The 13,610-nt window shown below is 72.0% G+C and carries 13 protein-coding genes and 1 pseudogene; 11 read left to right on the forward strand and 3 right to left on the reverse strand.

Annotated elements, in window-relative coordinates; translation table 11 throughout:
• The first annotated feature begins 91 nt into the window (after positions 1-91).
• Positions 92-1,009 (forward strand): LysR family transcriptional regulator, encoded by a 918-nt coding sequence (locus tag ABLE88_RS00845; protein WP_348829457.1) that lies wholly within the window; start codon positions 92-94, stop codon positions 1,007-1,009.
• Here ABLE88_RS00845 and ABLE88_RS00850 read toward each other — a convergent pair.
• Positions 993-3,188, reverse strand: a complete 2,196-nt coding sequence (locus ABLE88_RS00850) for an amylo-alpha-1,6-glucosidase (protein ID WP_348829458.1) — start codon at positions 3,186-3,188, stop codon at positions 993-995. The genes ABLE88_RS00845 and ABLE88_RS00850 overlap by 17 nt on opposite strands.
• Positions 3,175-4,266, reverse strand: coding sequence for a glycosyltransferase family 4 protein (locus ABLE88_RS00855; protein ID WP_348829459.1), 1,092 nt, complete (start codon positions 4,264-4,266; stop codon positions 3,175-3,177). The genes ABLE88_RS00850 and ABLE88_RS00855 overlap by 14 nt, the downstream gene beginning before the upstream one ends.
• A gap of 172 nt (positions 4,267-4,438) precedes the next feature.
• Between ABLE88_RS00855 and ABLE88_RS00860 the strand changes: the two genes are divergently transcribed.
• Positions 4,439-5,191, forward strand: coding sequence for an alpha/beta hydrolase family protein (locus ABLE88_RS00860; RefSeq protein WP_348829460.1), 753 nt, complete (start codon positions 4,439-4,441; stop codon positions 5,189-5,191).
• 136 nt (positions 5,192-5,327) lie between these two features.
• Positions 5,328-5,618, forward strand: coding sequence for a hypothetical protein (locus ABLE88_RS00865; protein ID WP_348829461.1), 291 nt, complete (start codon positions 5,328-5,330; stop codon positions 5,616-5,618).
• A 3-nt stretch (positions 5,619-5,621) separates the two neighbouring features.
• Here the strand turns inward: ABLE88_RS00865 and ABLE88_RS00870 are convergent, their stop codons facing one another.
• A complete protein-coding gene (locus tag ABLE88_RS00870; RefSeq protein ID WP_348829463.1) occupies positions 5,622-5,939 on the reverse strand; it encodes a hypothetical protein in 318 nt (105 codons plus the stop codon).
• A gap of 228 nt (positions 5,940-6,167) precedes the next feature.
• On the opposite strand from ABLE88_RS00870, the gene ABLE88_RS00875 reads away from it, so the two are divergent.
• The 8 genes and pseudogenes from ABLE88_RS00875 to ABLE88_RS00910 all read left to right on the forward strand — a co-directional run bounded on the left by ABLE88_RS00875 (position 6,168) and on the right by ABLE88_RS00910 (position 13,523).
• Entirely contained in the window at positions 6,168-6,659 is a 492-nt protein-coding gene (locus ABLE88_RS00875; RefSeq protein ID WP_348829464.1) for a YciE/YciF ferroxidase family protein, read from the forward strand.
• Positions 6,660-6,756: 97 nt separating this feature from the next.
• Complete coding sequence (locus ABLE88_RS00880) at positions 6,757-6,888, forward strand: hypothetical protein (protein ID WP_348829466.1); 132 nt, start codon at positions 6,757-6,759, stop codon at positions 6,886-6,888.
• A gap of 2 nt (positions 6,889-6,890) precedes the next feature.
• Positions 6,891-7,424, forward strand: a complete 534-nt coding sequence (locus ABLE88_RS00885; protein WP_348829467.1) for an isochorismatase family protein — start codon at positions 6,891-6,893, stop codon at positions 7,422-7,424.
• Between the two features lie 154 nt (positions 7,425-7,578).
• Positions 7,579-7,740 (forward strand): annotated as a pseudogene (locus ABLE88_RS00890) (SDR family oxidoreductase); the annotation flags it as partial.
• A gap of 147 nt (positions 7,741-7,887) precedes the next feature.
• A complete protein-coding gene (locus ABLE88_RS00895; protein WP_348829468.1) occupies positions 7,888-9,399 on the forward strand; it encodes an OpgD/OpgG family glucan biosynthesis protein in 1,512 nt (503 codons plus the stop codon).
• Positions 9,387-11,600, forward strand: a complete 2,214-nt coding sequence (gene mdoH / locus ABLE88_RS00900; RefSeq protein ID WP_348829469.1) for a glucans biosynthesis glucosyltransferase MdoH — start codon at positions 9,387-9,389, stop codon at positions 11,598-11,600. The genes ABLE88_RS00895 and mdoH overlap by 13 nt, the downstream gene beginning before the upstream one ends.
• A gap of 29 nt (positions 11,601-11,629) precedes the next feature.
• Positions 11,630-12,127: an MgtC/SapB family protein gene (locus tag ABLE88_RS00905; protein WP_348829470.1), complete on the forward strand. Its 498-nt coding sequence runs from the start codon at positions 11,630-11,632 to the stop codon at positions 12,125-12,127.
• A 214-nt stretch (positions 12,128-12,341) separates the two neighbouring features.
• Positions 12,342-13,523, forward strand: a complete 1,182-nt coding sequence (locus tag ABLE88_RS00910) for an ABC transporter substrate-binding protein (RefSeq protein ID WP_348829471.1) — start codon at positions 12,342-12,344, stop codon at positions 13,521-13,523.
• The last annotated feature ends 87 nt before the right edge of the window (positions 13,524-13,610 follow it).

Raw genomic sequence — 13,610 nt, forward strand, 5'->3', positions numbered from 1 at the left:
GGCGTAGCGCGCCGGGACGCCGGCACAATGCGGATGATCCGCCGGCAGGCTTCGGCTGGCCCGAAGGCTTAGGCTCGGATATCCTTCGCCCATGCGCTTCGATCTGACCGATCTTCGGCTGTTCCTCGCGGTGGTGGATGCCGGCTCCATCACCCACGGGGCGGCGGAGGCCGGGTTGTCGCTGCCGGCCGCCAGCGAGCGCCTGCGGGACATGGAGGCCGCAGGCGCGGTCAAGCTGCTGGAGCGCGGCCGCCGCGGCGTCTGGCCGACCCCGGCCGGCGAGGCGCTGGCCCATCACGCCCGCCTCATCGCCCGCCAGATCGCGCAGATGCGCGGCGAACTCGGCGCGCACGCCGCCGGCCTGCGGACGAGCATCCGGCTCGCCGCCAACACCGCCGCGCTCACCGAATTCCTGCCCGAGCGGCTCGGCGCCTGGATGGCGGCCCATCCGCAGGTGGACGTGGAACTGAAGGAACGCCAGAGCTTCGAGGTCGCGCGGGCGGTGCGCGGCGGGCTGGCGGAGATCGGCATCCTGTCCGCGGCGGTGGACACCGCCGGCCTCACCCTGCGCCCGTTCGCCACCGACCGCCTTGTGGTGGTGACCGCGCGCGACGACGCTTTGGCCGGGCGCAGGAGCGTCGGCTTTTCGCAGATCGTCGACCGGCATTTCGTGGGGCTCGCGCGCGGCGCGCTCCAGGAGCACATCGACGCCCAGGCGGCGCAAGCGGGCGTCCGGCTCAAGATGCGGGTGCGCGTGCGCACGTTCGAGGGCATCTGCCGGCTTGCGGGCGCGGGCGTCGGCATCGGCATCGTGCCGCGGACGGCGGCGCGCCGCTGCGGCCGATCAGCGAAGATCGCCGCCATCCCGCTCTGCGACCCCTGGGCGACCCGCCAGCTCGCCATCTGCACCGGCCTGCCGGAGGAATTGACACCGCCCGCGCACGACCTGTTCGTCCATCTGGCCTCACACGGCCAAAGCCGGGCTTCGCGCCTCACGCCTCCATCTTGAGCCCCAGGTCGCCGCGGCGGGAGAGCACCGAGAGCGCGGCATTGGCGCCGATCCGCTCCAGGCGCACGTCGAGCGCACCGTCGCCGAGGGTCAGGCCGCGCAGTTCCAACGTGTCGATGAAGTCCGGCAGCGTCGGGCGGTCGAACACCACCTTGCGCTCCGCGATGTCGAAGCCGAGCCCGAGCGCCGCCTGCAGCATGGCGAGCGGCGCGGCGGCGGCCCAGGCCTGCGGCGTGCAGGCGACGGGATAGGCCACCGGGCCCTGGCTGCGCTGGCGCGCGAAGCCGCAGAACAGCTCCGGAATGCGCCGCAGGTCAAAATAGACCGAGGCCCGGAACAGGCCTTCGAACAAGCGCGCCGCCTCGGCGCGGAAGCCGTATTGCGCAAGCCCCAGCGCGATCACCGCATTGTCGTGGGGCCAGACCGAGCCGTTGTGATAGCTCATGGGATTGAAGCGCACCTCGCCGGCGGACAGGGTGCGCACGCCCCAGCCGGAGAAGGAGTTGCGCGCCATCAGCGCCGCGGCGACGCGCGGCGCCCGGTGCGGCATGGCGATGCCGGAGAACAGCGCATGCCCGGCATTGGAGGCGCGCACCCGGCACGGGCGTTTCTCGCCGTCGAGGGCGAGGACATAGGTGCCGAGCGCCTCGTCGAAGAACGCGGCATCGAACGCCGCCCGCAGCCGCTCGGCGCGGGCATGCCAGGCGGCGGTGAGCTGGCCCTCGCCAAGCACGCGAGCGAGCAGCGCCCCGGCGCGCCAGGCGGCATAGGCGTAGCCCTGGACCTCCACCAGCGCGATCGGCCCGCGCGCCAGGCGCCCGTCGGCGTGGAAGATGCTGTCGTGGCTGTCCTTCCAGCCCTGGTTGACGAGCCCGTCGGCGCGCCGCCGCCCGTATTCCAGAAACCCGTCGCCGTCCCGGTCGCCATGATCGGCGATCCAGTCAAGCGCCGCGCTCACCGCCGGCCATAGGATCCGCGTCGTGGAGAGGTCGCCGGTGCGCTCGAAATAGGCGCCGGCCAGCATCACGAACAAAGGCGTGGAATCGACGCTGCCATAATAGCGCCGGAAGGGCACCTCCCCCACCTCCGCCATCTCGCCGAAGCGCACCTCGTGGAGGATCTTTCCCGGCTCGGCATCGGCCTCGGCGTCGAAGCCGGTGGCCTGGTTGGCGGCAAGGTGCAGCAGCACGCCGCGGGCGATGGAGGCATCGAGCCACAGCGTCTCGAAGCCGGTGACCAGCGCGTCGCGGCCGAACACGGTGCTGAACCAGGGCACGCCGGCATAGGGATAGGCCCCTTCCGGCGTCTCGGTGATCAGCATGTTGAGGTCGCTGGAGGCGCGCCGCAGCCCCTCGTTGAAGTGGTGGTTCGAGGAGGTGACGGCGACGCGCTGCGACAGCCGCTCGCGCAGCTCGCGGCGCTGGTTCCGGAGCGCGGCGCGGAAGCCGTGCCGCGCGCTGGCGCTGCGCGCGCCAGGCGCGCAGCTGATCTCCACATAAACCGCGAAGGTCTCGCCCGGCGCGAGGCGGATGCGGTAGAGCGCGCGCTCGCAGGAGAGCTCCGCGGGCGCAGGCTCGAACGCGAGCCGGGTCTCGCGCACCAGACCGTCGAGGCCGGTATAGGCCAGGCGCACCCGGCCCCCTTCCACCTGCGGCGCGGCCAGCGTTCCGTGCCGCACCCGCTTGGCGCCGCGCACCTCGAACAGATCGGCAAAATCGGCCGCGAATTCGAGCCCGATGACGATGCTGCGCGCCGCCACGTCGAAATTGCGCACCGCCAGGCATTCGTGGCAGGCGGCACGGTAGAGGAAGCGCGAGCGCCGGATGTGGATCAGATCGTGGAGCAGGCCCTCCCCGCCGCCGCCGGGAAGGTCGGGATTGGTGAGGTCGCAGGCGAGCGTCGCATTGTCGTCCCGCACCGTGGAACTGAGCAGCAGCGGCCGCACACCGTCGATGGTCAGGAAGAACAAGGACAGGTGCCGCGTGTCGCGGTGGAACACACCGTGGTTGCTGGCAAGGCCGGGCACCGCGTCGCCATGGGCGTCGAACACGGCGAAGGTGTCGTCGTGCTTCAACGTGCGCGGCGCGAGCTCGATCTGCGATGCGGATGCCGCAATGACATAGGCCGGTTCCTCCGGCGCGGCCGGCGGAATCGAAACGGCGGCGTCAGAGTGCGACATTGCTGCTCCCGATCAGGGCCCTCTGACGGCGCCTGGGCACGCGCGCCGCATCCGACGCCGCAATCCGCTCGTAGAGGGCGACATAGTCGCGCGCCATGCGCTCGGCCGAGAAGCGCCGCTCAAAGATGCGCCGGATCCTGGCGCGGTCAAGGCGGGCGATGTCGGCGACCCGCGCCGCGCCCTCCTCGACCGAGGTGACGAGATAGCCCGTCACCCCGTCCTGCAGCACCTCGGGAACCGAGCCGCAGGGAAAGGCGATCACCGGCGTGCCGCACGACATGGCCTCGATCATGACGAGGCCGAACGGCTCGGGCCAGTCGATCGGGAACAGCAGCGCGTCCGCGCCGCCGAGAAAGGCGGCCTTCTGCCGCTCGTCGATCTCGCCGATGAACTCGACGTTCGGGCTCGCCTCCACCAGGGGCTTGATCACGCCCTGCCAATACGGCTCGTCGGCGGCATCGACCTTGGCGGCGATCTTCAGGCGCCGTCCGGCTTTGGCGGCCATGGCGATGGCTCGGTCGGGGCGCTTCTCGGGCGAGATGCGGCCGAGGAAGGCAAGATAGCCCGCGGGATGCGGGCTGAACGGCAGAAGGTCCGCCGGCAGGCCGTGCAGCACGGTGCCGGCCCAGTTCACGGGCGGCATGGGCAGGCGCTGGTGGTCGGAGATCGAGACCAGCGGGAAATCGTCGTAGGTCGCATAGAGCCGATGCGCCGCCGGCAGATCGAGGCGACCGTGCAGCGTCGTCAGGCAGCGCCCGCGATGCTCGCGCAGCACGGAGAACTGCAGCAGGTCGACGTGGAGGTGGATGACGTCGAACTCGTCGGCGCGGCGTCGCACCTCCTCCAGCATGATCAGATGGTGGAGCACCGGGTCGACAGCGACGGGCGAGAGGCGCAGCCCCATCTCGCACATGGGCGCGAGGTCCGCGGCGGTGAGGGAATCCCCGCTCGCGAACAGCGTCACGTCGTGGCCGGCGCGCACCAGTTCCTCGGTCAAGTAGGAGACGATGCGCTCGGTTCCGCCGTAACGGCGCGGCGGCACGCTTTCGATGAGGGGGGCGATCTGTGCAATACGCATGTCGGTCTCCTCCGCCGGCCGGCATGCCGTCGGGTAAGGGGCGCTGAAAGGTAAGGAAAACTTCCGCAGTACAAACGATTCTAACCACCCCATAGTTTCATGCACTGCAAAATTTATCGGAACGCCGCCTTAATCCTTCGCGTTGACCGGGAGAAAACTGGAGAACACCTGCATGACCGGCGCCGATTTTCGGCCTACTCCGCTCCGCGACGGCCAGCCGCTGCGCGCCCCCGAGGCGCCGCGCGCGGCGATGACCCGCGTGCGCCACCATCGCGACCCGGCGCTGCTGGCGGGCGGGCACCGCACCGCCTCGGAAAGCGACCTGAAGCGCGCCGCCGAGATCGCCGGCCTCGGGTGCCTGTGCCTCACCTTCGATCTGCGCGGCCACGCCGCCACCCGGGAGATGCGCGACCAGATCACGCCGCGGCAGAATTTCGAGGACGTGCTCGCCGCCTATGACCTCCTGGTCTCCCAGCCGATGGTGGACAAGCGCGCCATTGCCGTCATCGGCTCGAGCTACGGCGCCCATCTCGCGCCGCTGTTGTCCGAGGCGCGGCCGGTGCGCTGGATGTCGCTGCGCGTGCCCGCCATCTACCGCGACCAGCACTGGGACAAGCCCAAGGGCAAGATCGACCGGATCGACCTCAACCTGTTCCGCTCGCAGGAGATGGCGCCGCGCGAGAACCGCGCGCTCGGCGCCTGCGTCGATTTCCGCGGCGACGCGCTGGGGATCGAATCCGAGAGCGACGACTACATCCCCCACCCGACCATCGCCAATTATGTGGGCGCCTTCCGCCGCGCCTGCTCGCTGACCTACCGGGTGATCGCCGGCGCCGACCACGGCCTTTCGGACGAGCGCAGCCGCGCCGCCTACACCACGCTGCTGGTGCGCCGGATCAAGGAGATGGCGGTCGGCGCCCGGTAGCGGGAACGCGGATCCGCTGTCGCGCGCCGGCGCCCCCACCCGCTATGGTCGCGAAACCGGCGCCGGGCTGGCGCGTTCCGCTCTTGGGGGCGCAAGCGCCAGCTCCGCCGCCCGCAACCAGAGCCGGGAGAGCCGTATGAACACCGCCAATCTTCAGATCGAGGGCCTGCTCCTCGCCGTCTCCCGCGTGCTCGAGGCGCTGCGCCGCAAGGGCCTGCTCACCCAGCAGGAGATCGAGGCCGCGCTGCGGGAGGCCGACGACGCGGCGGCGCGCGACACCAAAGCGCGCAACCTCAGCCCCGCGCTGGCGGAAGGGGTGCGCTTTCCGGTGCGCTTCCTCATCGCCGCGACCAATCTCGAGGCCGCGGGGGTGCCCACCTTCAGCGACGTCGCCACCTTCGTCGGCGAAAGCGATCGGCGCGGCTGAGCATCAGCTCGACAGACCGGCCGCCGCGAGGCCGAGCAGCACCAGGCCGAGCGCAAGGAAGGCCCAGGTGCGCCAGCTCGGCGGCGCGCTCGCGGGCGCGCGGTTGTCCTCCTCGCTGCGCGGCGCATAGAGCGCGCCCACGCTCGGATCGCCGTCGGCAATGCGCTCGCCCCGCTGGGGCGGCGACCAGTCGGCCTGGGGCCTGCGCCCGCTCGCCTCGTCGTCGGCGCCCAACGGCGCGGCGGCGAAATCGGGTCCCCGCACCTTCTCTCCCGTGCGCCCCGCATCGATGGCGTGGCGGCTCCTTTCGGCATCTGCCATTGGCTGCCTCCTCCGCCCCGCCGGCGTCCCGCCGGATGGCCGGCGCCGCGGGGCTTGCTCGGAAAATGCCGGGGCGGCGGCCGTGTTCCACCACCGGCAAATAGATCCGCCCGGAGCCGAAGCTAGGCACGCAAGAGAAGCGGCCGGAGATCGCCGACCCGCGGGAACCGACCGCAGGCTGCCAAGTTGTGCTGGCAGTCGTCCCGCCCCGATCGAAAGGATCAGCCCATGGCACAGGAAAAGACGCTCCACGATCTCTTCACGGAGACGCTGAAGGATATCTACTATGCCGAGAAGCAAATCCTGCGCGCGCTGCCGAAGATGGCCAAGAGCGCCCAGTCGGAACAGCTGAAGATGGCGTTCCGCACCCACCAGGAGCAGACCGAGGGCCAGATCGAGCGGCTCGAGCAGGTGTTCGAGATGCTCGGCAAGGCGCCGCGCGGCAAGCACTGCCCGGCCATCGTCGGCATCATCGACGAGGGCAAGGAGATCATGGAGGATTTCGCCGGCACCGACGCGCTGGATCCGGGCCTGCTGGCCGGCGCCCAGGCGGTGGAGCATTACGAGATCGCCCGCTACGGCACGCTCAAGACCTGGGCCGCCCAGCTCGGCCTGACCGACGCCGTGCCGCTGCTCGAGGCGACGCTGAAGGAGGAGAAGGAGACCGACGCGCTCCTCACCCGCCTCGCCGGCGCCGACGTGAACCGCAAGGCGGCGTGATCGGCAGCGCGCAAGGAGCCCCGCTATGTGGCTGAAGCCCAAGCTGTTCGGCGATGCGGAGGCGGTCCGCCTCGGCGTCGCGCCGGGCTGGTAGGCCGTGTCCGCGGACGGAACGCCCGTCTGCGGACCCGACCCCACCCGGGAGGCGGCGATGGTGGGCATCGGCAAGCGCGGCGGCGACCAGCCCACCGGCCGCCCCGACGCAGACGGCCCGCTGCCCGAGGAATAGCCATGGGAGCCGGCCTAAGGCCCGGGCCGCTCGGCCCGGGCACCGTCCATGTCTGCCTGGACATGCAGCGTCTGTTGGCGCCCGGCGGCCCCTGGCCCGCCCCCTGGGCGCCGCGCATCCTGCCGGCGGTCGCCGCGCTCGCCGGCCGCGCCCCCGGCCGCACCATCTTCACCCGCTTCATCCCGCCGCGCGATGCCGCGGCGGCGCCCGGCCGGTGGCGCGCCTTCTACCGCAAATGGCACGCGGTGACGGGCGAGGCCATCGATCCGCGCCAGCTCGATCTGGTGCCTGATCTGTCCGGCTTCGCGCCGCCGACGGTGATCGTGGACATAGGCTGCTATTCGGCGTTCGGCGCCCCGCATCTGCTGTCGACGCTGGCCGCGCTGCACGCCGACACGCTGGTGTTCTCGGGCACCGAGGCCGACGTGCGCGTGCTCGCGCGCGTGTTCGCCGCGGTCGACCACGGCTTGCGCGCCATCGTCGCGCGCGACGCGCGGTGTGCTCGTCCTCCGACACCGGTCACGACGCGGTGCTGACGCCGCTGGAGGCGCGGCTGCCGATCCAGGTGGAGGTGGCCAGCGTCGACGCGATCCTCGGGCGATGGCCCCGGGCCGCCGCCTGAACGCGGAGGGCGCGGACGTGTGCATCGCCTATCTCGACGAGGACGAGGACGCGCAGGAGACCCGCCGTCTGCCGGAGGAGGCGGTGAAGGCGTTCGGCAAGGAGGTGCCCATGGGCCGGCCCGGCCAGCCGGCGGAGCTCGCCACCGCTTATGTGATGCTGGCCGACCCGCTGTCGAGCTACGTCTCCGGCGCCACCATCGCCGTGACCGGCGGCAACCCGTTCCTCTGAGGCGTGGGCCTCCCGGCCAACGGACGGCCGGGCGGCGGCTTCGGCGAGGCCGTTTTTCCGCCTTCGGCGTGGCCGCGGGGAACCCTTCGGGGGCTTTGCTTCTTTCCCCTGAGGCCGCCGCATGGCGCGCCCCGTCCAGGAGGATCGATGATCGACCGACGCGCGTTCCTCATCGGCGCATCGCTGATATCCGCCTTCACCCCGGCGGGCCTTGCCCGCGCCCAGGCTGACGACGGCGAGCCGTTCGACGCCGGCACCGTGCGCAAGCTCGCCCGCGCGCTCGCCTCAAGCCCCTACAAAGCGGGCGCGCAAAACCTGCCGGCGGAGCTGGAGAAGCTCAGCTACGACGATTATCGCAACATCCGTTTCAACACCGAGCGCGCGCTCTGGCGCGCTCAGGGCCTGCCCTTCGAGGTGCAGTTCCTGCATCGCGGCTTCCTGTTCCGCGACCGGGTCGACGTCCATGTGGTGGCCGGCGGCCAGGCGCGCCGGATCGCCTACGATCCCGGCCTGTTCCGCTTCGAGCATGGGCTGCGCCCGCCCGACCCGAAGCTCGACCTCGGCTTCTCCGGCTTCCGGCTGCACGGGCCGATCAACCGGCCGGACTATTTCGACGAGATCGCCGTGTTCCAGGGCGCGACCTATTTCCGCGCCGTCGGCAAGGGGCAGGTCTACGGCTCCTCGGCGCGCGGGCTCGCCATCAAGACCGGCCACCCGGCGGGCGAGGAATTCCCGCTCTTCAAGGCGTTCTGGATCGAGCAGCCCCGCGCCGAGGTGAATTCCATCGTCGTCCACGCGCTGCTCGACAGCCCGAGCGCCGCCGCCGCGCACCGCATCACCATCCAGCCCGGCACCGCGACCGTCACCACCGTGGAGATGGCGCTCTATCCCCGCGTCGACCTCGCCGATGCCGGCATCGCGGCACTGACCAGCATGTTCCTGTTCAGCCCCAACGACCGCCGCCAATTCGACGATTTCCGTCCGGCCGTGCGCGACGCGCAGGGCCTCGCCCTGATCGACGGCACGGGCGAAGAGGTCTGGCGCCCGCTCGCCAACCCGCGGCGCCTGCAGATCAGCACCTTTTCCAGCACCAACATGCGCGGCTTCGGGCTGATGCAGCGCCAGCGCGCGTTCTTCGACTATCAGGACCTCGAGGCGCGCTACGAGAAGCGCCCCAGCGTGTGGGTGGAGCCCATCGGCGACTGGGGCGAGGGCGCGGTGCATCTGCTGGAGATCCCGACGCCGCAGGAGGTGCACGACAACATCGTCGCCTTCTGGCGGCCCAAGGACGCGCTGCGCAAGGGCGGCGAATACAATTACACCTACCGCCTGCACTGGGCCTGGGACCGGCCCGCTCCGGCCGATATCGGCCGCGTGGCGGCAACCCGCTCCGGCGGCACCGCGGAGCGGCGCCTGTTCGTCATAGACCTCGTGGACGGCGCCATGGACAGCCTGCCCGCGGACGGCGTCGAGGCCCGGGTCTCGGCCAGCCGCGGCGAGGTTTCCAGCGTCGTGCTCCAGCCCAATCCGGAGATCGGCGGCGCGCGGCTCAGCTTCGCGCTGGAGCCGAAGGGGGCCGAGCTGTGCGAGCTGCGCGCCGGCCTGTTCAAGGGCGGCGCGGCGCTCACCGAGACCTGGATCTGGCGATGGACGCCCTAGGCGCGCCCGCGCCCCCCGCCGTGGCGTCGCCCCCGCCGCCCGCTCTGCCGCCCGAGCAGCCGCTCGCCATGCCGGTCCAGGCGCTGGGCCGGGCGCCGGAGCTCCAGGCGCGGGGCAGCCGCGGGCTCGGCGCCGGCCTCCTGGCCCGGCGGGCCCTGGTGATGGGCACGACACTCGCGCTGACCGCGCTCGGCGGGCACGAAATGTACCTCGTGCTCGATGTGGGCGGGCTGACGGCGCTCGAACTGGCGGTGCTGGTGCTGTTCACCGTGCTGTTCGCCTGGATCGGCTTCGCCTTCGCCAACGCGCTCGCCGGCGCCATCGCTCTGCTGCGGGCCGCGCCGGAGCCGGACCCGGCCCCCGACGGGCCGCTGCCGCGCATCGGCATCCGCACCGCGGTGCTGATGCCCACCTATAACGAGGCGCCGGCGCGGGTGTTCGCGGGGCTGCTGGCCACCTGCGAGTCCCTCGCCGAGACCGGGCAAGGCGCGCAGTTCGACTTCTTCATCCTCAGCGACACCACCGATCCCGACCTCTGGGTCGCCGAGGAGGCGGCGTTCCTGGAGGCGCGGGCCCGCGCCGGCGGGGCGCGCCTGTTCTACCGCCACCGGGCCGAGAACACCGACCGCAAGGCCGGCAACATCGCCGATTGGGTGACCCGCTTCGGCGGCGGCTACGAGGCCATGCTGATCCTCGACGCCGACAGCGTGATGTCGGGCGCCTGCCTGGTGCGCCTCGCCGCGGCGCTGGAGCGCGATCCCGGCGCCGGCCTGCTGCAGACCCTGCCGGTGATCGTCGGCGGGCGCACCGTGTTCGCGCGGCTGCAGCAGTTCGCCGGCCGGCTCTACGGGCCGATGCTGGCCTGCGGCCTCGCCTGGTGGCACGGCCCGCAGAGCAATTACTGGGGCCACAACGCCATCATCCGCACCCGCGCCTTCGCCGCGGCCGCCGGCCTGCCCCATTTGAAGGGACCCCCGCCCTTCGGCGGCCACGTGCTGAGCCACGATTTCGTCGAGGCCGCGCTGCTGGTGCGCGCCGGCTGGGGCGTCCATCTGCTGCCCGCGCTCGCCGGCAGCTACGAGGAGGGGCCGCCCTCGCTCTCGGCGCTGGCGACCCGCGACCGGCGCTGGTGCCAGGGCAATCTGCAGCACGCCGCGGTGCTGCCCGCGCGCGGGCTCGCGGCGGCGAGCCGGGTGCATCTTTTGACCGGGATCTTCTCTTATGTCTCGGCGCCGCTGTGGCTCGCCATGCTGCTCGCCGGGCTGTTGACGGCGCTGCAGGCGCGCTTCGTGCCGCCGGACTATTTCCCGGCCCAATTCTCGCTGTTCCCCACCTGGCCGGCGCAGGACCCGGCGCGCGCCGCCTGGGTGTTCGCCGGCACCATGGCGGTGCTGCTTCTGCCCAAGCTGATCGCCTTTGCCTTGATGATGCGCACGCGCGCCTTGCGCCGCGGCTTCGGCGGCGGCGCAAGGGCGCTCGCCGGCATGGCGGTGGAGATCGTCGTCTCCGGGCTGTGCGCGCCGGTGAGCATGGTCTCCCAGACCCTCGCCGTCGGCGGCATCCTGGCCGGACGCGACGGCGGCTGGCAGGCCCAGCAGCGCGACGACGGCAGCGTCGGGCTCGCGGCGGCCTTGAAGCAGTTCCTGCCCCACACCGCGCTCGGCCTCGCCTTCGCCGGCGCGACCGCCGTGATCTCCTGGCCCCTCGCGCTGTGGATGTCGCCCATCATCCTCGGCCTCGCCGCCGCCGCGCCGCTGGTGGCCTGGACCAGCCGCACGCCGCCGCGGCCGCTTCTGCTGACGACGCCCGAGGCGCTCGAGCCGCCGCCGGTGCTCGTGCGGGCCGCGCAGCTGCGCGCGCTCCTGTCCCATCTCGACGGCCCGCAGGATGCGGTGTCGCGGCTTGGCGGCGATGCGCGCCTGCGCGCCTTCCACCGCGCGGCGCTGCCGGGGCGCGGGCGCCGCGCGCCGGGCGACCATCGCCCCGCGCGCCTCGTCGCGCGGGCCAAGGTGGCCGATTGCGCCAGCGCCGCCGCCGCGCGCCGGCTGCTCACCCGCCCCGAAATGCGCGCGGCGCTCGCCGACGATGTCGCCCTCGACCGGCTGCTGGAGCTCCAAAGGGAGGCCCGGCCGGACCTCGCCGCCTGGTTCCACCCGGCCGGCGATCCGCCCCAGGAGGCAGCGCGCGCCGCCCCGCCGTGACGGCGGCCGCCCCGAACGGAGGAGCCGGGATGCAATTCGGCGTGGACGATCTCGAGGCGGTGGTGCGCCTCGGCGCGGCGGTCGGGCTCGGCATGCTGATCGGGCTCAACCGCGACCTCAAGGGCAAGCCCACGGGCGCCCGCACCCTCGGCCTCGTCGCCCTCGGCGCGGCGCTGACGGCGCTCACCGCGGTCCGGGTCGAGGGCCTGGCGGACCATCCCGACGCCATGAGCCGCGTGGTGCAGGGCATCATCCAGGGCGTCCTCACCGGCATCGGCTTCGTCGGCGCCGGCGTCGTGCTGCGCGACCAGAAGGCGCTGGAGGTGCATGGCCTGACCACCGCCGCGGCGGTGTGGGTGACGGCGGCGCTGGGCATCGCCTGCGCGCTCGCCTCCTGGCACCTGATCGTCATCGGCGGCGGCGCGGCGCTGGTCCTGCTCACGGTGGTGCAATGGGTGGAGCGCGGCGCGGAGGCCGCGCTCGCCGGGCGCAGGTCCGGCGGCGCGGGCGGCGAGGCCCCCGACTGAGCCGGACCGGCCGGGCCGGCCGGCGCCCCGGCCGCCATTGGCGGGCAGCGCGTCGGCGGGTCTCCCGGAACGCGCGAAAACCTTCTATAGCAAACCGCACAGGTCTCTTCGGCCCGGTTCCCCGGTCCCGCCGACGCCATGCGTGCCGAACCGGCGCCATGGCGGCACGGCGCCGGCGGGCCCGGGGCCGTGCCTGAACGGAAGGACACCCACGATGCCCGCTTCGCCGACCCAGCGCCTCCTCGCTTTGGCCCTCGCCGCAGCCGCCCTCGCCGCCCCGGCGGCGGCGCTTGCGGACCCGGTCAAGGTCGGCTTCGTCTCCACGCTGTCGGGGCCGCCGGCGGCGCTGGGCGTGCACATGCGCGACGGCTTCCTGCTGGCGGTGAAGCAATTGGGCGGCAAGTTCGGCGGCCAGCCCACCGAGGTGATCGTGGTGGACGACGAATTGAAGCCGGACGTCGCGGTCTCCAAGGTCAAGGCGCTGATGGAGCGCGACAAGGTGGACATCGTCGCCGGCACGGTGTTCTCGAACGTGCTGATGGCGATCCAGAAGCCGGTGCTGGCCAACGAGACGTTCCTGATCTCCGCCAATGCCGGCCCCTCCCCGCTCGCCGGCAAGGGCTGCTCGCCCTATTTCTTCTCCGCCTCCTACCAGAACGACCAGGTGCACTCGGTCATGGGCCAGTACGCCCAGGACAAGGGCTTCAAGCGCGTCATCCTGCTCGCCCCCAACTACCAGGCCGGCAAGGACGCCATGGCCGGCTTCAAGCGCCACTACAAGGGCGAGGTGGTGGAGGAGATCTTCACCCAGCTCGGCCAGCTCGATTTCTCGGCCGAGCTCGCCAAGATCCAGGCGGCCAAGCCCGACGCCATCTTCACCTTCATGCCCGGCGGCATGGGCGTGAACCTGGTGAAGCAGTACCAGCAGGCCGGGCTCGCCGGGCAGATCCCGTTCCTGTCGTCCTTCACCATCGACGAGACCACTTTGCCCGCCACCCAGGACGCGGCGGTGGGCCTGCTCTCCGGCGCCGAGTGGGCGCCCGACCTCGACACGCCGCAGAACAAGGCGTTCGTCGCCGCCTACGAGAAGGAATACGGCATCGTGCCCTCGCTCTATGCGGCCCAGGGCTATGACGCCGCCATGCTGATCGACGGCGCGCTGAAGGCCGCCGGCGGCAAGGTTGCCGACAAGGCGGCGTTCCGCAAGGCGCTGGCCTCCGCGCCCTTCACATCGGTGCGCGGCGACTTCTCCTTCAACACCAACGGCTTCCCGATCCAGGACTTCTATGTGGTGAAGGCGGTGAAGCGGCCCGACGGGCGATTTGCCACGCAGATCCAGTCCAAGGTGTTCGACAATGCGGCGGACGCCTATGTCGGCGAGTGCCCGCTGAAATAGACCGCCCTGCCCCGAAGGCGCGCGGACCCGTCCGGCCCGCGCGCCTTTTCGTTTGAAGCGATCTTGACCCGAAAGCCGAGCGAGCCC

Source organism: Xanthobacter luteus, assembly GCF_040049235.1.
Lineage (GTDB): Bacteria > Pseudomonadota > Alphaproteobacteria > Rhizobiales > Xanthobacteraceae > Xanthobacter.